This is a genomic window from Crinalium epipsammum PCC 9333, from assembly GCF_000317495.1.
Lineage (GTDB): Bacteria > Cyanobacteriota > Cyanobacteriia > Cyanobacteriales > PCC-9333 > Crinalium > Crinalium epipsammum.
Map to the genome: position 1 here is coordinate 3,638,976 of NC_019753.1, position 23,646 is coordinate 3,662,621.

A 23,646-nucleotide genomic window follows, 5' to 3' on the forward strand; every position below is an offset into this window, starting at 1 on the left:
CTAGGTTATTAATCAGTTAAAGCGTTTGTTTATAATTCTAGATAGATTTATAAGCGCCGCGATCTCATCCTAAAGGCTCTGCGGTGCTAGTTTTATCAGTTATTAGTTAACTGTAGGTAACTTATATGTCATCCACTTCAGGATGAAGTTCCATAATTTTCAACCAGTATTCTCCTACATTTTAACAGTCAATTATGAGGCATCTGCCCCAAGCAAGATATTTTAAATAAAATTACTATCAACTTAGATTGAATTATGAAGTTATATACTATTCCTTCTGATACTAAAATTTATTAGTATTATGTATAGAAATACAGGCATTGCAAGGGAACTTTTATAAACAGGGCAGCGTCGTTGAAAGTAAGGATGTTGTAGCGCCCCTTTTATCCATGACTCAATCAATTCCCGTATCTTGGTCAACTGGTGAGGCAATTTCTCAAGCGTCGGTGCAACCTGATAAATTAGCAAATTATGACTTGATTTTGCGCTGTCAAGAGGGAGTTCGCCCTGATCGTGTTGGCTTCGCCGAATTGATGCGCCGATATCAATCTCATGTTGACAAAATTTTGTACCATTTAGCTCCCGACTGGCAAGACCGCTCAGATCTGGCTCAAGAAGTTTGGATTCGAGTTTATCGTAATCTCAAGCGTCTAAATGAACCGGAAAAGTTTCGCGGCTGGTTGAGTCGGATTGCTACTAACTTGTTTTACGATGAATTGCGGAAGCGTAAGCGAGTTTCTCATCCACTATCTTTAGACGCTCCACGTCTTGTAGATGATGGCGAAATGAGTTGGGAAATTGCTTCAGATAAGCCTAGTCCTGATGAAGATTTGACCACCCGCGAGTTTTACGATCAATTACGGGAAGCGATCGCAGATTTACCAGAAGTATTTCGCACTACAATTGTGTTGCGAGAAATTGAAGGTATGGCTTACGAAGAAATAGCTGAAATTACAGGCGTTTCTTTGGGAACTGTAAAATCAAGAATTGCTAGGGCAAGAACTAGATTACAAACTCAACTGCAAGGCTATCTGGATAGTTAAGATTGCGATCGCGCTCTTCACGTTAATATTATTCTTTTACGATCAGATTTATAGCCTAGCAGTTAATAATAAATAGTGGTGAAGGCAACATGACATATAATAATGAACCTCGTGATCTTTCTGGAAAACAGGAAATCAGAGATATGGATAACTTACAAAGAGAGCGTTTTGAATTATTAAGTGCTTACTTAGATGGTGAATTAACAGCACATGAACGCAAGCAAGTGCAGCATTGGCTGGATAATGATCGAGAAGTACATCAACATTATGTCAAACTGTTGAAGTTACGGCAGGGAATTCAAACTTTACCTGTACCAACAGTAGCTCAAAGTGCTACAGAGATGGCAGATCAGGTGTTCATACGTTTGAACCAATATAGAGTCAGACGGTTGGTTGCTTGGGGAGGTACTGCGATCGCAGCATTATTTATTGGTGCAGTATCCGGCGTACTTTCTCCTAATCATCCCACTACACAACTAGCTAATTCATCTCCTTCACAAGCAGCACCAGAAACTTTAATGGTGGCATTAAATGCTCCCCCTGTGAAAATTCCTAAAGCAGCAATAGCAGTTCCAGAAAAATCTTTTGAGTCACCAGCCACAGAAGTAAATAATTAATTTCCTCCCCGTTTGTGCAAAAGTTAGGATAACAGTTACCTAGCTAAAATCGGGGATTTTTTTTATACAACTGAGGAATAGGCTAGTTACTGGTAACGTGGAACAAATGCTGATGTTAGACTGAGCGTAAAATATCTAATTTTTGTTTTTTTAGAACGCAGATGAAAACAGATAAACGCAGATGGACGCAGATGTAAATTAGATTCTATCTACTTTTACATTAAAATCGAAGTCAGAAATTTACTCTTCACCCGTCACTCCTCAGCACTATAATATTGAAGCGGACAACAGACCAGATTCAGCAGGAGTTCTAGACAGTGGAGTCACGTTACAACCCAGCATCTATAGAGGAAAAGTGGCAACAAAACTGGGCGGAACATGGCTTAGATCAAACCCCCACAGATAGTGACAAGCCAAAATTCTATGCCCTCTCTATGTTTCCCTATCCATCGGGAACCCTGCACATGGGTCATGTCCGTAACTATGTAATTACGGATGTAATTGCCCGACTTAAACGGATGCAGGGAGAGCGCGTACTTCATCCTATGGGCTGGGATGCCTTTGGACTACCTGCTGAAAATGCTGCCATTGAGCGGGGTATTCAGCCAGCAAAATGGACTTATCAAAATATTGCCCAAATGAAGGCGCAATTACAGCGTTTAGGTCTTTCTCTTGACTGGGATAGAGAAGTTACTACTTGTTCGCCAGATTATTACAAGTGGACGCAGTGGATTTTCTTGCAGTTTTTAGATGCTGGACTGGCTTACCAAAAAGAAGCAGCCGTTAACTGGGACCCGATTGATCAAACAGTATTAGCTAATGAACAGGTAGATAACGAAGGGCGTTCCTGGCGTTCTGGTGCGAAAGTTGAGCGCAAACTACTACGCCAATGGTTCCTCAAAATTACCGACTACGCAGAACAACTGCTGAATGATTTAGATAAATTGACAGGTTGGCCTGAGCGTGTGAAATTAATGCAGGCTAACTGGATTGGTAAATCTGTTGGTGCATACATAGAATTCCCAATTGTGGGAATGAATGAAAAAATTGGTGTCTTTACTACCCGCCCCGATACAGTTTACGGCGTTAGCTACGTTGTCCTTGCTCCAGAACATCCTTTAACCGCTCAGGTTACTACACCAGAGCAAAAACAAGCAGTAGAAGCATTTATTACTGAAGTTGCTAAACAAAGTGAGCTAGAACGTACTGCTGAAGATAAGCCAAAACGTGGGATATCAACTGGCGGTAAGGCAATAAACCCTTTCACGGGCGAAGAAATTCCCATTTGGATTGCCGATTATGTGTTGTATGAGTACGGCACTGGTGCGGTGATGGGTGTACCTGCTCATGATGTGCGAGACTTCCAGTTTGCTAATCAGAATGAACTAGCTATCAAGGTGGTAATTGTACCTCCAGGGGAAAATACAACAGAAACGCCTGAGCTAAAAGCTGCTTATACAGAACCAGGAATTATGATTAATTCTGGTGACTTCGATGGTATGCAGTCTACTGAAGGCAAACAGGCAATTGTTGAATATGCTGAAAAACAAGGTATTGGTAAAGCGCGTATCCAATATCGTTTGCGAGATTGGTTAATTTCTCGTCAGCGTTACTGGGGTGCGCCTATTCCAGTGATTCACTGTCCGAAGTGTGGGACTGTGCCAGTTCCAGAGACAGATTTGCCTGTGATGTTGCCGGAAGATGTAGAATTTTCTGGTCGTGGTTCTCCTTTGGGGCAGTTAGAAAGCTGGATTAATGTATCTTGTCCTAGCTGTGGTACGCCTGCCAAGCGTGAAACTGACACGATGGATACGTTTATTGATTCATCTTGGTATTTCCTGCGCTATCCTGACGCAAAGAATGATCAGCAAGCTTTTGATCCAGCAAAAACTAATGACTGGATGCCTGTTGACCAGTATGTAGGCGGAATTGAACACGCAATTTTGCATTTACTATATTCGCGGTTTTTTGTCAAGGTTTTGCGCGATCGCGGTCTGATCAATTTTGATGAACCATTCCAACGCCTGTTAACTCAAGGCATGGTGCAAGGGATGACATATAAAAACCCTGCAACGGGTAAATACATTCCACAAGCACAGGTAGATCCAGCTAACCCCAAAGATCCCGAAACCGGAGATCCTTTGGATGTCTTCTATGAAAAGATGTCCAAGTCTAAATACAATGGCATTGCTCCAGAAGACGTGCTTGGTAAATATGGGGTAGATACGGCGCGGATGTTTATTTTATTTAAAGCGCCACCAGAAAAAGATTTGGAATGGGATGATGCGGACGTAGAAGGACAATCCCGTTTTCTCAACCGAGTTTGGAGGTTAGTAACAGATTTTGCTCCTGCACAACCTGTTTTACCTCCTGCTTGGGATGAAGAGGTAAAAAGCGATGATGTTGAAACTGAGAAAGATGTAGCAGCATCATTACCTGAGTGGCAGCAAATTTTACAGCAAGGAACTCAAGTGCTGTCTGATTTGCCTGATTATGTGGGTAAGTTTGTTAGTACATACAAAAAACCACTAATTACGGTGGGTTTGATTAGTGCGGGTGCGATCGCAGTTTATCTCACCATAACCTTGCTAGATGCGGTTAATCATATACCACTGCTAGAACCAGTGTTCCAACTAATTGGTTTTGGATATGCGACTTGGTTTGCTGCTCGTAATTTGGTATTAGCATCTACTCGCCAAAAGCTTTTCGCAAAACTGGAAACATTTAAACCCCAAATCACCAAAAATCCTGCACCTGAAACTAAAGAAGAAGCAGCGCCTACTCCTCAACCCTCGCCTACACCTATTGAGGAACAGCAAACAGAGGATACATCTGCTAACCAAACTGCAACTACTGTTTCCGAATGCCCAACAGCAGCAGAAAAAGAATTGCGGCGGGCGATTCATACAGCGATTAAGGAAATTACAGAGGATTTAGAAGGCGATTATCAGTTTAATACTGGGGTTTCAGAATTAATGAAACTCAGCAACGCATTGAATGATGCTACTTGCAAAGACTCACCAGTTTATGCAGAAGGTATTGAAACCCTGATTATTTTGCTTGCACCCTTTGCGCCTCACATTGCTGAGGAACTCTGGCATAGTATTGGTCATACTGATTCAGTACACTATCAAGCATGGCTCAAAGCTGATCCAGATGCCTTAATTGCCGATGAAATTACTTTAGTAATTCAAATCATGGGCAAAACTCGTGGCACAATTAAAGTCCCTACTCAAGCAGACCGCGATGCGTTAGAAAAATATGCTCGTGAATCTGAATTTACCCAACGTTTTATTGAGGGTAAGGAGATTAAAAAAGTGATTGTTGTACCTGGAAAGCTAGTTAACTTTGTGTTGGGCAAATAACACACTGTAGTTACTCGTTCCCAGGTTTAACCTGGGAACCCTTTAATTAAGGTGCCTTGTTAAATTTTAAAACCGTAGAATTCTTGCAAAAATCATTTTGATTACTTTTAAATTTTTTAATTAACCGCAGATAAACGCAGATAAACGCAGATAAAATTCAAGATTTATCTAAATATTCTAGAAGTCTAGTGATATAATTAAGTTGGTAACACCCATCGGTCGTCCGGGTCGGGCAGGCGTGAAACTGGTGCTATTAGCATCTGCCGATGTAAAACTCAAAGTACACGAAGCTAACGGCTGAAAATACTGTTCCATAAGCGGTGTTGGAAGTACGAGAGCGGATCACACATTTTTTAACTAACCTAAAACAAAGGGTAAGGATTATGGCGGGTATTTATACCTGATTCCTTACCCTTAAATTTTTTTTTATGAGAAAACCCCACCCCCTGCCCCCTCCCCGTCCACAGGGAGGGGGTAAAAAGTTAGTAGCTGAAAAATTATAGGACTTACGCACCGCAAGCTTGAAATCTTGATCCCCCCTAGCCCCCCTTAAAAAGGGGGAACTTCAAAGTCCCCCTTTCTAAGGGGGATTTAGGGGGATCTCTGCGTAAATCCTAAAATTAGTTAAACACTAGCGGCGGTGTCTGTTGGTTGCGTTGCTGGTTGCGTTACACCCATGCGAATTTCTGAGCAAAACGTCGCCATACTGAAACCACCAAAGCGTTTTAAGGTGCTGGTGCGTAGTCTCAGGTTAGGGCTGGCAAACCAGATACGTTCTTCTGAGTACATTGTTTCATACTCGGTAATTAAGGTGAAAGCATCATCGCTACCCATAATATAGCGACCCGCAACGGGAGCTTTTTCAGCGTAGCCAACAGAGCGTAGCAGCTTGCCTTCATTTGGTTTATCAGGATCGGCAATTGGTACCATGACGGTGGAACCAGAGTGTTTTTCTTCGTCCCATTCCATTGTGCCGTTCCAAGTGACACGGGCTGCACTCAAAGCTAATTTCGGATCAACTTCGTATTGTTCACAAAGCTGAATAACTTCGGGGTCATTTGGTGCTACGTTCTCAATGACAATATCTGACTTGCCACTTTCTGTTTGCTTAAAAGCTAAATGGTGGCTAGTACGCTGGGAAAACCATTTTCCGGCACTTAGTTGGAAAAATTCTTGAACATCCATGAATTAAATTGTCTTGCGCCAACAGTTTTTTAACTTTAACAGGACTTACGCATCATTAACGCTAAAATAAGCAGTTTCAGCCGTTGCCGATCCCCCTAAATCCCCCTTAAAAAGGGGGACTTGCATAAGTCCTATTTAATACAAATTTTAAGCGATAGGTGTGACCTAACAAAAAGTACTTATTAGAAAGCTTTGCCTTTGAGATGGAAGTAAATTGTTTTCAATGGTTGGTTGTTGATCTGTGCAACTATTAATTAGGGTTTTCTCCCAAGTTTTTGAGTGAGTGTAGTGCTGCCTCAGAGACATGATTATGGTTATCTTTGGCTAGGTATTTTAAGGCAGAGATACTTTTGGGGCTGGGAAGATGACCCAAAGATTCTGCTAACCGTTGACGCACTAACCAATCTTCAGATTGAGCAAAACGCAGGATGTGATCGACTGCATCTATGGCTTTAATTTCGCCTAATGCCGCGATCGCAGCTTGGTGTACTACTACTTCTTTAGCATCTAAAGCTTGAATCAGCACATCATAAGCGCGGGGATCTTTTAAGTTACCTAGTGCGACAGCCGCGCTAAAGCGTACTAACCAATCTGTATCTTCATAGAAGGCGCGGGATAAAGCTTCAAAGGCGCGAATATCTTCTAAGTAACCTAAAGCACCCGCAGCATCGGCACGAATGCCATAGTCGGGGTCGTTTTCTAGCAATTTTACTAAGATGGGATAGCATTCGTCGGTAGCTTTTACTCCCAGAGCAAATACTGCCATTGAGCGTAATTGCAGGTTGTCGTCCTCTAATACTTTTTTAATTAAAGGTACAGCATCAACGGCTGGAACGTCGCGCAGTGAAGCAAGAGCGACCATGCGATCGCGCAGATTTTCACTTTCTAGTTGAGTAGCTAATTGCTCTAATGTCAAATGGTTCATCAGTTTACCTGAGTTCTTTACAAATTGTAACGAAATTCTCAGATATTGATGTACTCCTGTGGTCTAGCGTAGTATGGCAGTATCGGCATTTGCATCTAATACACAAGGGCGTAGGGGCGGGTTTGGGAGATAATTATTGGTACTTGATAAAGCTAATCAAAGCGCCCCTATAGTCGCTAATTTTTTCCTCAGAGATGCTGTTCCCTCTGAAGGCAGGGGAGTGGCAAAAGTTGAATTTGATACAATTAACTGTTAGCAAATCAAGTATTAGCAAGATTTGCTGTGGCATAATGTAGGCACAGAATTTCCGTTATGATACCGGAACAAATGCAGATATTGCGTGAGTCTTGTAGAGATGACATCGCCCTGAAGCTGTTGCCCAATATTCTGTCAGCTATCGAAACTGGATCTGAGCCGACACAAATGCCAATTAGTATCCAAGCTGCCCTTTTGGATCAAGTTTGTAACGCGGTCATTGCTACTGGTGTAGAAGGTAAAATAATTTATTGGAACCGCTTTGCCCACAGTCTTTTTCAATGGACAGAGGAAGAGGTTATTGGTAAAAATATCTGTAATGTGATCATTACTAAGGATCTTCCCCAGGTAGCAGAAGCTATTGTGATTAATCCCGATCAAGCGACTGTGTGGCAAGGTAGTTTTGTTACTAAACGTAAAGATACCACACAGTTTGTGGCTTTTACTCCCAGAGCAAACACTGCCATTGAGCGTAATTGCAGGTTGTGGTCTTATAATACTTTTTTAATTAAAGGTACGGCATCTGCTGCTGGAACGTGGCGCTGTGAGGCAAGAGCGACTATGCGATCGCGCAAGTTTTCACTTTCTAGTTGAGTCGCTATTTGTTCTAACGCAGTATGATTCATCAGTTTTTTGTTATTCCTTACAAATTTTAACTAAATTTTCATAAATTGGCTGGTTCGCTGGATCTCACGGCTGATCAGAATTTTTATCCTCTACCCCAAAATTTCTAGCACCAAAACCAAAATTATCGGCTTCAAACCATTCTGTTTTAAGTAGCGACCACCAATCGCGGGTTAGTCCTTGCAGCAGATAATCATAAGGTAGCCAGCCATAACCTTTGCATCCCCATTCTCTTCCCCACGAATTTCGGATTAATAATGCACCTTGAGAAATTAATTTTGAGTCTGCTTGGGGAATTTCTTTAAAATCATCGTAACCAACAGCAACAACAGCATGACCGCCTACAACTTGATCTTTTACAGCATCTGGAAAAGGTATATAGCCTTTGTGAATATTAAATTCATCATAAACAGAAGAATAAATTGTAAACCCAAACATACAGGGAAAACCTGCTGCTAAAACTGCCTTGAGTTGAAATAACAAAGTTTCTTTGGAAATACCAGCGTAGTCTAAGCGGAAATATTTTAAGGATTGATAATTTTGGGCATAGGAGTAGCAAAATGCAGGTGGTTCATCTTCTACTCTGTCTTCTTCATATTTCCAAAATTCTTCTGGAGGTACACCAAAAAGTGCGATCGCTTTCATTGTCTCTCGTAAAGATGCCCCGACATCGCCTGTCACGTTCATTAAGTTACGCGCAGCTTTATACAGAAACATTGGAGAAACATCTGTATATTTCCCTTGACTTTTGTTAGCAAAATATTCAATTAATCCACTAGCAGCAAAAGCAGTACAGGAATTTATAGAACCTTGATCTTCAATTGCAGAACACCAGTAGCTTAAGTCAACTACACTTGGTAAAAATAAATAAGGTGTTAATTGTGGTTCACAATTAACTGATTTTTCAAAAGACAAACTTTTACTGATTGGAATTTGAATAGGGTCTGTTGAAAAAATCTCAACAGTATTTGTTTCAACGTTTTTAGCTAAATTATCAATTTCTAGCAACTCTTGTTTGCTAAAAATATTGGACTCCCCTAGAGGTTCTTCTTGCTTTAAAGCAGTAATATTGAACCCCATAATATATTTTTTTGAGCAACACATAAAAGTATATTTCACTTGCGTTATCTTTGAGCTTGTTACTATCTATAGGCTTTTTTCTTTCTCGGAGAAGCAAATTCAAGGAATCATAATAACGCGCGTGCATCTTTTGCACCAATTGAGCTAATTTTTTTGCGTCAACTTTTGATAAAATGTATTCTTTACTATCTTCCAGACAATTAATTGTTGAATTGGAGATAAATCCTGAAGTAAATGTCTGAGAAGTGTTAATGATTGGTTTCAGTTGTTTAAATCCCACTTCCATAGCTTCCTCAAAACTTTTAAACTGAGCTAATGGAGTAGTTAGATTTATAATTAGAGAGATGATTGGCTCAATAAAGAGAAAATTCTTCTGGGCTATATCAATAAAATCTTGTAGTTTTTCCGGCGTGAATACTTTTTTCCACTTAAATTGTGTTAATTCTAAAATTATTGCACGGAAATCTTCTTGTAAACAATCATCTGAATTATTATCATAAAAATCACTTTCTACCACCTCTAATTTAATTAATTGATCTAAAATCACTTTGAAAATTTCATTAGGTATCAGTGAAGGAAGAGAAACTAACTTAACTTTAGTTTCGGCAGGTGAAGAAATTTCCCCAGATAAGATTTGATTAACTTTATTTTTATTTTCTGGGCGTTGACTTTCACCTAGTTCTTGAAGTTTGCTAGGTTCAGCATTGAAATACTCATTTAAAGCTGTATAAGTCTCCAGCCCCAAAATACCATCAATTTTAATATCAGCACAGCATTGAAATACCATTAAAAGGCGTTTAGTGGTTTCATCAAACTCATTGGTTATAAGCCATTTGACTAGCTCTTTAGGATCGTCCAGGTCAATGCCTTGTTCAAGAACAAGTGGCGATTTTAATACTTCTGTATTTAGTCCCTTTGCTACCAGAATATACAAATATTTTTTTAATTCCAGTATTTGATTTGCTTGAAATTGAGTGAGTTCAGGATTAAAGTAGTTAGATTTTACGGGGGGTGAACCTTGTCTTAAAATCTTCCTAACTTTGACTGTTATAAAACTAACATTTCCGAAAATTTTATTTTGTAAGCTGTTAACTAATTCTTCTATATTATCATCCTTTTGCTCGGAGACTTGATTATTTTTTATGATGTTTAAAACTGCAATTAATTTGTCAGCTATTTCCTCAACAGCGCCCGTAAATTCATCTTTTTTAACAACACCATTTTTCTTAATTAATTTATCTTGATTGGTTCGATAGTCTCTAATATCGGGATAATCTGGAATCCAACCTAATCCCTTTTTTTCCAATCAATTTTTCGTGGTTTATTTATGTTGTTCATAGCTGATTTAGATGGATATATGTTAGAAATGTTTGAAGTCATTGCTTATGTCTAACTCATTATCGGGTTAGACAATTCGGAATTACGCTGTTCATTCAATAGACATCTCCTCTCATAGAATGTAGAGTCGCGCCCTGGCGGGGCTCTACATTCGTTCCAGGCAACATACCAATAATTTCTGGAGATGTCTATTGATAATTACCCTTTATTTTACATCATTGCAGATATCAGATGGAGCATTGGAATTATTTTTCCTATAGTCCTGTAGCCACTCACATCCATCTTTCCTTAATTCGTCTACAGTTAATTTATCTAAATCCCAAAGCAGTACTTTTTGGTCTGAACTAGAACTAGCAAGGATGTTATTATCATTAGGACTAAAACTCACTGATGTCACTTCATCCTGATGCCCTGTCAATTTTTTAATTAATGTCCCGTCTTTTGTCCAAATTCTTACAATTTTATCGTCACTAGCACTAGCAAGAAGATTACCATCTTTGCTAAAACTAACGCTGGCTACCCCGCCGTCATGTTTGAGCGTTTTAATAAGTATATATTTACCTTTACTATCTTGTTTCCACAACTTGACAGTATTGTCCTCACTCGCAGTAGCTAATATTTGGCTATCTGGACTGAAATCAATACTGTAAATTGGGCTATTATTTGATTGCCAAAAATCTTGTAATTTTTTGCTCTTTCGATTCCACAGTTTGATATTACCTCCGTCATCCGCACTGGCAATTATGTTGTTATCAGGGCTAAATTTTATGCTAAATATCTTTGTCTTATGTGCTGGAAAACTTCCTAATGATCTTTGATCTTTTGCCCAAAGTTGAATTAATCCAGCCTGAGTTCCAGCAGCGATTTCACCATCAGGACTAATGCTGACACTCAACATTTCTTGATCACGCTTTCCAGGTAAATCTTTGAATGAATTATCTTGACGATTCCATAATTGTACTGTGCCATCCCAATTTGCTATAGCAACTTTTTGACTGTTAAGACTAAAGCTGAAATCACTAATTCTATTTTCAAAATTTTTATCTTGCAATAACTTAAGCTGATTATTACTACCAGTAGCTAGAATTTGACTATCTGGGGTTTTCTTCTGAAATAACTTAAGCTGATTATTACTAGCAGTAGCTATGATTTGACCATCTGGACTAATTTTAACAAGATCGGCTGAATTTTCGTATGTTGTCAAAACTGTCAACCAATTATTTTTTATAGCCCATAATTTAACAGTTTTGTCGTTACTACCAGAAGCTAAGATGCTGCCATCTGGCTTGAAACTGATGCTGTTAACTCTGCTTGTATGTCCTGCCAGAGTGTTTAATAGTTTTCCTTTTAAATCCCAAAGTTTGATTTTATTATCAGCACTAGCAGTAGCAATTATCGGCTCCTTGGGATTGAAGCTGATATCTTTAACTCCATCAATGTGTCCTGTAAGTTTTATTCGCTGCTTGCGTGTTTTTAAGTCCCACAATATGGCTGTTTTATCGTTACTAGCACTAGCAAGTAAGTCTCCTTTGCCATTAAAGCTAACTTTAGTAACCATTTTTGTATGCCCATTTAAAATGTTTATTTTCCATTTTCCTTGTTGCTGAGTCCAGATTTTTACTGTTTTGTCATGGCTACCAGTGGCGATCGTATTGCCATTAGGACTAAAACTAACACTGTAGACTGCTTTTTTATGTCCGTCGGGAGTTTTTTTATCGTTTAGTGTTTGAAGGAAATTGCCATTTTTATCCCATAATTTGACAGTTGCATCCGAACTTGCAGTGGCGATTGTTCCATCAGGGCTAAAAGTTACACTATAAACTGGCATTTTATTAGGCTGCTGTAATGTTTTAATTAAATTGCCTTTAGCATTCCAAAGTTTGACAGTGCCATCATAGCTAGCAGTAGCAATTTTGGAGCTATTGTGATTAAAGCTGACGCTGCTAATTGCATTTTTTTGCTTGGGTAGAGTTTTAAATTTTCTACGCTCTAGATCCCAAAGTTTTACTGTGTTGTCACCACTGCCAGTGGCAATTAATTTACCGTCAGGACTATAGCTAACAGTGCTAACGTAATTATTATGTTGTTCTATACGGTTGCGCTCTTTTACAAAGGCACGAGCTTGTATAAGTGCGCCGATGACTTGAGATTGTGATTCTGGATTTTTTGCAAGCACGATGGAATTTTTTAGCTGTTCTGCTGCTTTGAGAGCGTCTATTAAAGCATTAAATGAATTGCGATTTTCGTTAAATTTGGCGGTTGAAGATGTGGTTAAGGCTTCAATCTGACCGCGATCAGCAGCTTGCCATTTAACTCCAGCAAAAATAGCAATAACTGTAATGCAAAATAGAGATGCAACTGCACCTATCAACGTTGCGCGATAAAAAGTAAGTTCATGATCGCGCTTTTCTAGACTTTTCTTAACATACTCTGCTTCTGGTAACTTTTCCCAATCAAGTTTCTCTTCAACTGTTGCTAATAAAGCACCCATCAGCAAAGCTTTATCTGATTTTTGATACTTTTCTTGCCAATCACGACATTCTGATTCTATGCGATGCTTGAGACGGATTTTTTCTCTGTCTGTATCAATCCACTGTTTCAATAGCGCCCATTCTGATAATAAAGATTCGTGAGCTACTTCGACTGTTTCTTCATCAGTTACTATCAATCGCTGAATAGCTAACTGATTGACGACTTCTCTAACTAATTCCTTAGTTAATTCTGGTGGGTAAGCTATAGATTCTAAACGTTTCCAAGTTGTACGACGACGAGTGACTTTTTCTCCTTCTCCAAGCTGTACGAGTTCTTCAGCAAATAAGTATCGGACAAATTGCTGTTCTGCTTTGCTAAAACTGTCGTATATTAAGTTAGCTTGTTTGGTTAATGCTCCCCCTACTTTACCAATTTGTTCATATCCTTTCCAAGTAAGACAAGGTTCTGGATTTTCTGGCTGTTCAATACAAACTTTCCACAGTTCTTTTAAGGCATATTGCAATAGTGGTAAAGCGCCAGGGTCAGCAATAACATCGGAAACAATTTCTGCTACTAATCCTGATTCAAATGAAACTCCTTGTCGAAGAGCAGGGAGTGCGATCGCTTGTTCTATGTCTGTCCTAAACTCTGGTAAACATAAAGACTTGACCACGTAACCAGTTGGGCGGGAAGCATTGATTAAATCAGCAATTTCTGCATAGTCTCCACACTTAGACATAAAGTCTGCTCGAATTACAACCGCAATTCGAGTTTCATACTCAGATTTACTTACTTCCTTGGCAATTAATCGAAAAAAACCTTGACACTCAACTTGATCTTCACATAATGTAAAGACTTCTTCAAATTGGTCAATTATCAAGAGAAATGTTGTTTCTTCAGTTTGACGCTGTTCGAGAACTTCAATTAATTTTTGACGAGGATTTTTACCAGGAGTCATCACGGCAATTTGCCATTGATATCGCTGTCTTAATTTAGGTAGCACACCTGCTTTAATTAAGGAAGATTTGCCACTACCAGAGGAACCCATTACTGCCAAAAAAGGATTATGGTCAATACAGTTAATGACATCCCAAATTACTTGTTCTCGTCCAAAAAAACGCTCTGCGTCTTTTTCTTCAAATGGGTAAAGACCTAAATAAGGATTGTCACGTTGTAATTCTGTTTTTGCAGGGAGAATACCTGGTGCGATCGCACTATACCTAACAATTGTCATTGGCTGTTTGTAAATTAAACAAACAGGTTCTTGTCCTGTACCCCTAAGTTCTTGTTCGATTACTGTATTCAGCTTATTGCTAGTTACTTCTTCTGCATTTTCATTCTGTGATCGAGATAATCCTGTCAGCAGTGCAGTTGTAAAAATACTGTAGGGTGACTCTGCTCCTCCCTCATAAGCTTTTTCAAAATCACGACAAGCTGCCATCAAAGCAATTGAGCGATCGCCTGCAAATGTTAGCACCTGCTGCACAACTTTGCTTTCAATTAATGATCCTGAGTGACAGCAATCTAATAAGACAACTAAATTATTAACCTTTGATTCTGAGAATTTCTTACTGAGACTACGCAGAGAAATACTGTTGCGTTGCCAAATTACCTGCCCGTTTTCCACCCCAATCTGGGTATCTGAAGCTGCGAGAAATGCCTCTGATTCACCCATATTATCGGGCATAACAAAGCCATGACCACTAAAATATATTAAAGCTTCGCCACCATCTTTTAACTGTACCTCTAGTAATCGTTTGAGTTCTTTACTGAGTTCATTGGCAGTCAGTTTACTAATCCCAACTTCACTGCGATCGCTGCTTAACCAGTTAGCAGGTAAGCGGCGCACTTCCTGAAAATCGCCGTGTTGTTCTAAAATTTGGGCGATCGCTTCAGCACTAGCCGCAGGTTTGGCAAGCTTAGGTAAATAATTACTATCATAGGCAGAAATCCCAATCACTAAAGCATATCGTTTCATAAAAAATTAAATATTTAAGAATATATGTTGATTAAGTAGAAATTCCTGTGATTAGATTAGCCAGATATACTGGGAAAGTGCATCAATAACTTGTAAAACTTAATGTTTGCTGAGGTTCTCCATGTCAGAAGTACAACGGCTGGTGATTGAAGAAAATGGCGAAGTTTATGAAATCTTTGTAGAAATTAAGGAAGACCCAACCCTGGCAACTCCCAACGCTCCCAGTAATCAGCGCCCAGGGGAAATGGGCATTGCAGATGATGCTTTAGTAAAAATGCAGCAGGCACGGACAATGATTCGTGGCTATACAATGTACGTTTTAGGAGCTTTTAAGGATTTTGGTGCAGCTAAAGTTGAGGAAGTTTCACTAAAGTTTGGTCTTAAGTTTGGAGCTAAAGCAGGTATTCCTTATATTACAGAAGGTTCTTCCGACTGCAACTTGGAGATTTCGGTGAAATGTACCTTTCCTGAAAAAGACGACTCCCTCGGAAGGCAGGGGAGTAACAAAAGTTGAATTTGATAGAATGAAGTGTCAGCAGATCAAGTATTAGCAAGACTTGCTGCGACAATAATTCAGGCACAGAATTTCCGTTATGATACCGGAACAAATGCAGATATTGCGTGAGTCTTGTATAGATGACATCGCCCTTAAGCTGTTGCCAAATATTCTTTCAGCTATCGAAACTAGATCGGAACGGACACAAATGCCAATAAGTTTCCAAGCTGCTCTTCTAGATCAAGTTTGTAACGCGGTCATTGCTACTGATGTAGAAGGTAAAATAATTTATTGGAACCGCTTTGCTCACACTCTTTTTCAATGGACAGCAGAAGAAGTTATTGGTAAACATATCTATAATGTGATAATGGCAAAGGACATTCCCCAGCTAGCAGAAGCTATTCTGGTGAATCGGGATCAAGCGACTGTGTGGCAAGGTAGCTTTGTTACTAAACGTAAAGATGACACACAGTTTGTGGCGGATATCACTCATGCTGTTATCCGAGATGTTGATGGGCTTAAAGGCTTTCTTAGTGTTTGTGTAGACACGACAGATCGCAGACGTTCAGAAGTAGCTTTAAAACAATCGGCAGCAAACTTGAAAGCAATTTTTAATAGCAGCTTGCAAGCTGTTGTGATGATTGATTGGGATTATCAAATTCAAGCATTTAACAAAACCGCTAACGATTGGGCTCTAAAAATTTATCATAAAAATTTGAATGAATATAATTCAATTAACGATTTTCTCATTGCAGATGAAATCTATGATTTTCATCGAGCGTTTAATGCTGCTATTAAAGGTAAATCATTAAAAATAGAAAAGTTGTTTAAGGGAATTAAGGGCGATAGTTATTGGTTTGAAATTAATTATTGTCCTGTCTTGGATGACGCAAGACAAGTAATTGGTGTATGTCAAGTTGCGCTCAATATTGATCAACAGAAAAAAGCAATTGATGAATTAGCTAAAAGTGAAGAACGTTTTCGTTCTTTGGTTCAAAATTCATCAGATATTATTACTGTTTTAGAGGCAGACGGTAGTATCCGTTATGTTAGTCCTTCTGTAAAGTTGATTTTGGGTTATCAACCAGAGGAATTGGTTGGTAAAAACGTTTTTGACTACATTCATCCGCAAGATCAATCAAATGCTAAAAGTGAATTTGCTGAAAGGTTAAAACAACCAGGCGTAGTGGGATTAACTGAGATCAGATTGCATCATGGATCAGGTAAGTGGATTGATGTTGAGGTAGCTGTTAATAACCTCTTGCAAGAAGCTAGTACAAAAGGCGTGGTTGTTAACTGTCGTGATATTAGCGAACGTAAACAAGCAGAAATAGTCTTAAAACAACAAACAATACGAGAGCAAGCTTTGCATAGGTTTACGCGAATGATGCGTAGTTACCTAGATTTAGAAACAATTTGTGCGATCGCTGCTCAAGAAATTACTCTAATATTGCAAGTTGAGCGTGTGGAAATTCAACAATATTTGCCATACGAGCAAGTTTGGTTGATTGTTGCTGAGTATCCACAACAGACAGGACAATTAAACAGTTTGGGGGTGCAAGTTCCTGATGTTGATTACGAAATAAGCACCAAACTTAAGCAGTTACAAGTGGTAAAGATTCAAAATACTGACAATAAAGATACTGAAGCAAGCCAGATTAACCTAAGATATCAAGGCGCTTGGTTATTAGTACCGTTGCATTTTCAACAGCACCTTTGGGGCAGCCTAAGTTTGTGTAATGGTATTGAGGAATGGCAACAATCACAGGTAGAATTAGTTAGTGCGATCGCCGATCAATTAGCGATCGCAATTCAGCAAGCACAACTTTATCAACAAAGTTCAGCAATTAACGCCGACTTAGAAAGCCAAGTGCAAGAACGCACCGCTCAACTAGAACAAAAAATTGAAGAATTAGAACAACTCAATATTCTTAAAGACGATTTTCTTAGCACAGTTTCTCACGAACTGAGAACGCCATTATCAAATATGAAAATGGCAATCCAAATGCTTAAAATCGCTCCTACAAGCGAACGCCGCCAGCGATATCTGGAGATATTGGAATCAGAGTGTGCTAGAGAAACAGAACTAATTAATGATCTTTTAGATTTGCAGAGGCTAGAAGTTGCTAGTTACTCTATCTCTTTAGATAAAATTAATCTTCTAGAGTGGATACCTACAATCGTCACACCTTTTTACTCTCGTATTCAACAACATCAGCAAAACCTGAAAGTTGATCTCTCACCAGATTTGCCGATAATAGTTTCAGATCGTACTAGCTTAGGCAGAATTATTTCAGAACTACTCCACAATGCCTGTAAATACACTCCCCCTGGCGATCAAATTGTTTTCAATGTCAGTTATACAGCTAATTATTCCAGTAAAACTGTAGAACAATCCAACTTAATTATTTTTACAATCAGTAACCAAGTAGAAATCCCAGCATCTGAACTACCACGTATTTTCGACAAGTTTTATCGGGTTCCAAATGCTGACCCTTGGAAACAAGGCGGTACAGGGTTAGGACTTGCGTTGGTGCAAAAACTGATAGAACAGATGGAAGGAACTATTCAAGTTGAAAGCAGTGGGGGATGGACAACATTTATGGTTCAAATTCCACACCGTCCTAGTGAGCATTTGAGATCGGCAAACCCTAGAATGTTAACTTGAAAAAATATCAGAAAGAACCCCACCCCCAGCCCCTCCCCGCAGATTCGGGGAGGGGAGTTTGTTTAATGTTTCAAGATTGTTGAGTTACTTAGCTCACTATTAAAAAATAAACCTTACGTTTTAGAAGAAAAACGAGAGAACTTTTTAACCTCTTGATGAACACTCAGGCTAATTTCGAGAGCTTCATTGAGTAGTTGTCCATACTCATTTGCTTGATTGTTTACTTCTAAAGTTCTTAAGTTGACTAAATTATTTTCTATATTGGTGAGTAAATCGTAACGGCGCGATCGCGAACTGCGGGTTTCTCGCAAGATTTTCTCAGTCATCAATCCAGAAACCAAGCTATCTCTAGTTATTCTTAATGCTTCTAAAGTCTCGTTGCGATTTATGAAGCTTACCTGCGAGTTGCCAACTGCTTCTAGGCGATCGAGAATATCAACAGCTTGAATTACCTCATTGTATTTATCAACTTCGTTCAAGAGATGAAGCAAAGTTTTTAGGTGTTTCCTTCTAAACCACATATATATATGCCAAGCAACTAGCACTATCAGAGTGATTCCTAAAGTAACTTCTAAAAACTGCCAAATCACAGGTAGCTGATTAACCCCATCTACAAAATTGCGCGTTACAGATAATCCAATGGGTATAGTCAAGATAAATATTAAAACGGCAACAATTATTTCAGTAATACAGAAAGAAATAAATTGTTGAGGTTTCTGGAATATAGAAGTTCTAAACACTCCTCCTAAGACACCGCCAACAAATAAATCATCAACATCTAACCCTGTTAGAGTTTCCAGTTCTTTTTCAGTAATTTTTAAATCTTCCAAATTTGGCTTCATGCCAGTATTAACCTCAGAAAATGAAAGTCTCAAATTTGATTACAGACTTTCAAAACCTTAAATTTGAAAGTGAATTCAAGACTGCTGATAAAAAACTACCTTCTCTAGGACGAAACAACTCAAATGCTCCAGGAGAACCAAAGAAGGGTCTAAGTGTCCAACCAAGTTGGCTACCAACAAACCCATAAAGCACTAACCAAAACCGTAAAATATTAGTACGGACTTTTACTCCCTGATCTGTGTCATGATCGGCGGCAACTGGCTTCATAACTTGGTAGAGAAATGAAACGCCAAGTATACCTGTAAGGGCGAAGATAGCCACATTTAGGAGTAAGAAAAAATGGTAGTCATTAACGGTAATTAAAAAGAACAAAGTTATAGGAGCAAATCCACAAAGAAGTAGGGAAATAACTGAAACAGCAGTGAGTAGAAATGTAAAGTGTTGACCTAAAGTTTGTTTTGAGCCGAAAAGGACATTAAAAATATACAACGTTGGTAAACATACCAGCAATGTAATTAAATAGAGGGCTGGAAGTTTAATCGCGGAAGATAAAATTTGTAAAGGGCTATGGAAAGCGCCAATAATTGCGCCATAAACAGCAAAGAAACAAAAACTGGAAATCATTAAGGAAGAAATTTTACTGGGAAGTTTTACGCCTTGGTAAATTTCGGCTAGAAATTTTTGGCGATCGCGCAGTAGAGAAATTACCGTAGAAAAATAGTTAATCATGGTTATCCTTGATAAACTGAACAACCCTTCTATTTGCAATATCAATGAAAGGTTTGTTAAGGATACACCGACACTTTAAGCAATTACGGAAATTTTGCCAGCAAACCATCAAGATTTATTAAGATAAAAATTGGTAGGTCATTGTTAATTGTTAATTGTTAATTGTCAAAGCGCCACCACAACTAGAGCCACACCCAGCCGTACAACCATAACAAAAGGGTGCAGTTTGTACCTGTTCGATTAAATCTAAACTACCAGCTTCTAAAAACTTTGCCACTGTTAATGCTTCACCAGATGGCAGTTTAGCAGGTAGATTTTCCATCTGATTAAAGTCGCAATCATAAACATTGCCTAAATAATCAACTGAAAGCTCATTCCTACACATCAAACCTTCAATAGTATTAGGATTAAAATTATTATCCAAAAACTTTAAGTAAGGTGCATATAGTTGATTGCGCTGTAGAGAAAGTTTAGTTCTACCAATTGGTAAATTGGTGATTGTCAACAAACTGTTAAATTGAATGTCAAAATGTTCTTGAAGGAACATTTTATAATCTTGTTCAAGCTTACCTTGATCTGGAGTAAGAGAGAAATTTTCTGATTTAGGAAGCGGAGGATTATAAACTAAGTCCAAGATTAAATCTGAAGACTTACCATATCCGAGTTGATTAAGTATCTGTATAGCTCTAATTGAGGCATCATAAACACCTGCGCCACGCATTTTGTCAACATTATCTTGCAAATAACAAGGTAAAGAAGCAACTATTCTTGTTTGGTGTTTAGCGCAGTATTCAGGAATGTCCTCAAATCCTTTTTCAAAATAAATAGTCAAATTAGAACGGACAATTACTTGTTTCCCTGTATTTCTTGCTGCTTCTACCACTGGTTTAAAACCATAATTCATCTCTGGCGCACCGCCAGTTAAATCTACAATTTTTATTTGAGGAAAGTTATAAATTAACTTGATTAACTGCTCACATATTTCTGGTGAGAGTTCCTCTGTGCGTTTTGGGCTTGCTTCCACATGACAGTGGCTACAGGCGAGGTTGCAGCGTTTACCCAAATTAATTTGTAAAACACTAATTTGGTTTTTGGTTAAAGCACTGCCGAGCTTTGTTTGAAAAGGTGTGATTAAATTAGATGATTGTGTAGAAACCATTTTTAGGGGTATTCCTAATTGAATGTTTGCTGTAGATATTTGTCTAATTAAGGCTGATATTATGTCCGCTCTCATTACCTATATGTTGGGGCGGGTTAAACTAAGATATTGATTAGTAGCAAGTTTTATCTGTCAACCCGCCCCTACGCATATTAGGGTTAATCGATCAAACTTAATATTACCTGCTCAATAACCAGTAAACGATCGCACTGATCGTAGCTGCAATAGGTAAGGTTAAAAGCCATGACAAGAGAATTTGATAAAAAACCTTGGCATTAGCTTTTTGGGAAATCAAGCCAACGCCAAAAATAGAACCAACTGAAACATGGGTGGTAGAAACGGGTAAACCGTATCCACTAGCAGCAATTACTAACGATCCTGTCACCACATTAGCAATTAATCCTTGACCATGATTCATGGCAGTAATTTTTTTACTCATGGTTTCGGCAACTTTACGCGCATTTAAGATCCCGCCAAGTGCGATCGCAATTCCTACGGCTAACATTGCTCCCTGAATTGATAAAGCTTTAACTATCAGGATAATTGAGACAATCTTGGGTGTATCATTTAACCCTCTAGCAAAGCTAACTATTCCAGCACTAAGAAAGTGAAAAGCATCAACTAATTGCTGATTCGTGATTTTGCCAAATTTTCCTATATACCTTTGGGTACATTTTTCCGTTGAATCTACTGCTACATCTGTCGTTTTGATGCACTGTAAAATATTAGTAGCATCTGGTTGGGGAATGGGAATAAATTGTTGTGTTTCTCCCGCACAAATACACCATTCTTTCTGTATGCCTAAACGCACTCGCAGAAAACGCAATAAGCCATACAAAACTGCACCTAATGCAATCGCTACTAAGGGGCTAATTAACAATGGGAGAAAAAATGAGCTTCCCAGTTTCTCAAAATTAACTTGTGTGCCAATTGCTACTAAACCTGCCCCGACTAGCGCCCCTGTTAAGCCGTGAGTTGTAGAGATGGGAAAACCAGTGAGTGTGGCAATTATCACTGTTAAACCAGCACCAAGAGCAACCGCTAGGTGAAATTCTGTAGAATCGGCGATCGCATCTGGAACCAACCCCTTACCCGAAAAGTTTTTTAACAGCGTTTCTGCTAAAAAAATAGATGCTAATGAGCCAGCAAACGTTGCTAATGTAGCTAACCAAATCGCAACTTTATAGCTAGTTGTTTGGCTACCAAATAAAGTAGCTACGCCTTTAAAGTTATCATTAGCACCGTTAGAGTAAGCTAAAAATAGGGTAGCTAAAAGCAAGGCAAAAATTAACATTTCTTACTTAAATTTAGTATTAATTAGCAACAACCGCCACCAGTATAGTGCCAAGTGGAATCTGTAATTAATACTTCTTCAGGCAGACGTGAGCCTAACTTTGCAGCAGTTTTATCACATACGGCTGCTGGTACACCTTTTTGGAGAATATGACCTGCTGAATCATCAAATATTTCTTGCGAACCTGAATAAATAGCTGTTTTTCCAGTGAAAATGCAGGCACCATCTTCTGGAATTGGTACTTTAAAGGATACAGAATCAAGACTTTCTAATAGTAAAGGTTCTGACAAATTATAGGTTTGGCAATCTAGCAACCGATAAGGACGACGCGCCCGAACTTCTATTTGTCCAAAACCAGTATCAACTAAATGCTGAGTATATTCTTGATAAGTTAACGCCCCAGATAAACACATTGCTCGTAAGCGATCGTCTTGGCGCAAGTGTTGCGGAATTTCACGAGTAGCGATCGGATCGCTCATTAGTAAACGTCCACCAGGCTTTAAGACGCGGTAAGCTTCTTGGAGAGCTTTTTTAAGGTCTGCGGGTTCAAAGATATTAAATAGACAATTTTGAGCTACTACATCTACAGAAGCATCTGGAACAGGTAAAGCAAAAGCATCTCCTTCCCGAATTTCTACAAAACTCGGATCAAACCAAGAATTTTCTTCAGCAGCAATAATTAAATTACGTGCTGCTGCTTCACGCATCGCAGGAACCGGATCAACAGCAATCACAGCACTAGGTTTACGGGAAAAATAAGCAAATTGTAGTGCTTCTAAACCACCACCCACACCCACATACAAGACTGTTGGCTGGTTCACCAATTCTGCTGCGTGGACTGTAGTTCCGCAGCCGTAGTTCATTTCCTGCATTTGAGGGGAAATGTTCAGTCCTGGGAGTTGCAAAGGGCTGCTTTGCACACAGCACAAACCAACTTGCGGTGTTTCGGCTACTTCACTGTAAAATTGGGCTGCCGCTTCTAGATAAGTCACGCTCGTTTTTCCTAGTATCGAAATTAGTCTTTATCTATACTAGGTTCTGGCTTCACAAGTTACTATAAAGCAGTAACTATTTATACTCAACACCGAAGCAAGCGTGGAAACGGGTTTAGAAGAAAATTCCCCAAATCTCAAACAGCGTTGTGTGCTAGTTTGTCAATACCGCTCTTGTCTAGAAAATAATTCAGCAGAGGTGCTGGCTGCTTTTCAAGCGGCTGTTGTTCCAGGGGTGACAGTTACAGGTGCTGAGTGTCAGGGACAATGTAGTAGTGGCGCAACTGTGCGAATTTTACCTGATGAAACGTGGTATTACCGAGTAAAGCCTAATGATGTGTCAGTGATAGTTGAACAACATCTCAAAAACGGTCAACCAGTAGAGAAGATGCTTAACCCCAGAATTCATTTGCGTTTTAGTTTTTAATAACAATTCAGGAGTCAGAAGCCAGAATTTGGGGAAATGGCGGATTTTATAGTTAAAATGCGTAAGGTCTGGTAGCTGTAAAAATACTACTTTGATTAGATGCGATCGCATCCCCTATCCATAAGATAATTACACGATAAAATTAATTGAATATAA

At 39.0% G+C, this 23,646-nt stretch carries 16 protein-coding genes and 2 pseudogenes; 7 read left to right on the forward strand and 11 right to left on the reverse strand.

What is annotated here, in order from left to right:
• Positions 1 to 389: 389 nt before the first annotated feature.
• From CRI9333_RS15860 to leuS, 3 genes are all read left to right on the forward strand, one after another.
• Positions 390 to 1,043, forward strand: a complete 654-nt coding sequence (locus CRI9333_RS15860; RefSeq protein ID WP_015204183.1) for a sigma-70 family RNA polymerase sigma factor — start codon at positions 390 to 392, stop codon at positions 1,041 to 1,043.
• 89 nt (positions 1,044 to 1,132) lie between these two features.
• A complete protein-coding gene (locus CRI9333_RS15865; RefSeq protein WP_015204184.1) occupies positions 1,133 to 1,660 on the forward strand; it encodes an anti-sigma factor family protein in 528 nt (175 codons plus the stop codon).
• Between the two features lie 317 nt (positions 1,661 to 1,977).
• Positions 1,978 to 5,025: a leucine--tRNA ligase gene (gene leuS, locus CRI9333_RS15870; protein ID WP_015204185.1), complete on the forward strand. Its 3,048-nt coding sequence runs from the start codon at positions 1,978 to 1,980 to the stop codon at positions 5,023 to 5,025.
• A gap of 624 nt (positions 5,026 to 5,649) precedes the next feature.
• On the opposite strand, the gene CRI9333_RS15875 is transcribed toward leuS, so the two are convergent.
• Positions 5,650 to 6,210, reverse strand: coding sequence for a phycobiliprotein lyase (locus CRI9333_RS15875; RefSeq protein ID WP_015204186.1), 561 nt, complete (start codon positions 6,208 to 6,210; stop codon positions 5,650 to 5,652).
• A gap of 250 nt (positions 6,211 to 6,460) precedes the next feature.
• Positions 6,461 to 7,135, reverse strand: a complete 675-nt coding sequence (locus CRI9333_RS15880; protein WP_015204187.1) for a HEAT repeat domain-containing protein — start codon at positions 7,133 to 7,135, stop codon at positions 6,461 to 6,463.
• Positions 7,136 to 7,558: 423 nt separating this feature from the next.
• Between CRI9333_RS15880 and CRI9333_RS27845 the strand changes: the two are divergent.
• Positions 7,559 to 7,801 (forward strand): annotated as a pseudogene (locus CRI9333_RS27845) (PAS domain-containing protein); the annotation flags it as partial.
• Positions 7,802 to 7,884: 83 nt separating this feature from the next.
• Here the strand turns inward: CRI9333_RS27845 and CRI9333_RS28615 are convergent.
• The 4 genes and pseudogenes from CRI9333_RS28615 to CRI9333_RS15900 form a co-directional block, all read right to left on the reverse strand.
• A pseudogene (locus tag CRI9333_RS28615) lies at positions 7,885 to 8,016 on the reverse strand (HEAT repeat domain-containing protein); the annotation flags it as partial.
• Positions 8,017 to 8,080: 64 nt separating this feature from the next.
• Positions 8,081 to 9,094 (reverse strand): C1 family peptidase, encoded by a 1,014-nt coding sequence (locus CRI9333_RS15890; protein ID WP_015204188.1) that lies wholly within the window; start codon positions 9,092 to 9,094, stop codon positions 8,081 to 8,083.
• A complete protein-coding gene (locus CRI9333_RS15895) occupies positions 9,033 to 10,400 on the reverse strand; it encodes a hypothetical protein (protein WP_015204189.1) in 1,368 nt (455 codons plus the stop codon). Before CRI9333_RS15895 ends, CRI9333_RS15890 begins: the two co-directional genes overlap by 62 nt.
• A 237-nt stretch (positions 10,401 to 10,637) precedes the next feature.
• Positions 10,638 to 14,882 carry an nSTAND1 domain-containing NTPase gene (locus CRI9333_RS15900; RefSeq protein ID WP_015204190.1) on the reverse strand — a complete coding sequence of 1,415 codons (4,245 nt, stop codon included), beginning with the start codon at positions 14,880 to 14,882 and terminating at the stop codon, positions 10,638 to 10,640.
• A gap of 121 nt (positions 14,883 to 15,003) precedes the next feature.
• Between CRI9333_RS15900 and CRI9333_RS15905 the strand changes: the two genes are divergently transcribed.
• Together CRI9333_RS15905 and CRI9333_RS25050 are read left to right on the forward strand one after the other, a co-directional pair.
• The gene (locus tag CRI9333_RS15905) at positions 15,004 to 15,396 is read left to right on the forward strand and encodes a CU044_2847 family protein (protein ID WP_015204191.1); all 393 of its coding nucleotides are present in this window, start codon (positions 15,004 to 15,006) and stop codon (positions 15,394 to 15,396) included.
• Positions 15,397 to 15,475: 79 nt separating this feature from the next.
• Positions 15,476 to 18,046, forward strand: a complete 2,571-nt coding sequence (locus CRI9333_RS25050; RefSeq protein ID WP_015204192.1) for a PAS domain S-box protein — start codon at positions 15,476 to 15,478, stop codon at positions 18,044 to 18,046.
• A gap of 113 nt (positions 18,047 to 18,159) precedes the next feature.
• Here the strand turns inward: CRI9333_RS25050 and CRI9333_RS15915 are convergent, their stop codons facing one another.
• From CRI9333_RS15915 to arsM, 5 genes are all read right to left on the reverse strand, one after another.
• On the reverse strand, positions 18,160 to 18,888 hold the full coding sequence (locus tag CRI9333_RS15915; protein WP_015204193.1) for a hypothetical protein: 729 nt from the start codon (positions 18,886 to 18,888) through the stop codon (positions 18,160 to 18,162).
• Between the two features lie 49 nt (positions 18,889 to 18,937).
• The gene (locus tag CRI9333_RS15920) at positions 18,938 to 19,618 is read right to left on the reverse strand and encodes a hypothetical protein (RefSeq protein ID WP_015204194.1); all 681 of its coding nucleotides are present in this window, start codon (positions 19,616 to 19,618) and stop codon (positions 18,938 to 18,940) included.
• Positions 19,619 to 19,769: 151 nt separating this feature from the next.
• Positions 19,770 to 20,777, reverse strand: coding sequence for an arsenosugar biosynthesis radical SAM (seleno)protein ArsS (arsS, locus tag CRI9333_RS15925; RefSeq protein WP_015204195.1), 1,008 nt, complete (start codon positions 20,775 to 20,777; stop codon positions 19,770 to 19,772).
• A 178-nt stretch (positions 20,778 to 20,955) separates the two neighbouring features.
• Positions 20,956 to 22,071: an inorganic phosphate transporter gene (locus CRI9333_RS15930; protein WP_015204196.1), complete on the reverse strand. Its 1,116-nt coding sequence runs from the start codon at positions 22,069 to 22,071 to the stop codon at positions 20,956 to 20,958.
• A 23-nt stretch (positions 22,072 to 22,094) separates the two neighbouring features.
• Positions 22,095 to 23,063: an arsenosugar biosynthesis arsenite methyltransferase ArsM gene (gene arsM / locus CRI9333_RS15935; RefSeq protein WP_015204197.1), complete on the reverse strand. Its 969-nt coding sequence runs from the start codon at positions 23,061 to 23,063 to the stop codon at positions 22,095 to 22,097.
• Positions 23,064 to 23,166: 103 nt separating this feature from the next.
• Between arsM and CRI9333_RS15940 the strand changes: the two genes are divergently transcribed.
• Entirely contained in the window at positions 23,167 to 23,490 is a 324-nt protein-coding gene (locus tag CRI9333_RS15940) for a (2Fe-2S) ferredoxin domain-containing protein (RefSeq protein WP_015204198.1), read from the forward strand.
• Positions 23,491 to 23,646 lie beyond the last annotated feature (156 nt).